The 293-nt window shown below is 62.5% G+C and carries 1 protein-coding gene; it reads right to left on the bottom strand.

Features of this window, described 5'->3' with window-relative positions:
• On the bottom strand, window positions 1–293 hold a 293-nt coding region (locus tag BJI47_RS00395), incomplete at both ends, for an arsenic resistance protein (RefSeq protein WP_368655865.1).

The raw sequence follows: 293 nt of genomic DNA on the forward strand, positions 1-293 counted from the left end.
GAGTTGATGGCGACCAGGACGGCGGCGGCTTCACGGTCACCGCACGCAAGGTCGTTCCAGATGATGACCATCGCGATGCAGCGGGCGAGACCGACGATGATCAGGCCGGTACGGTACTCGGGTAGGTCGGGGAGGAAGAGCCAGGCGAGAGCGAACATCAGTGCCGGGCCGAGGACCCAGTTGAGTACCAATGATCCGGCCAGTAGGCGCTTGTCTCCGGTGACGGTTTCCAGTCGGTCGTAGCGCACCTTCGCCAGGACCGGATACATCATGATCAGCAGGCCGATAGCGAT

The organism is Rhodococcus sp. 1168 (assembly GCF_002091955.1).
GTDB lineage: Bacteria > Actinomycetota > Actinomycetes > Mycobacteriales > Mycobacteriaceae > Rhodococcoides.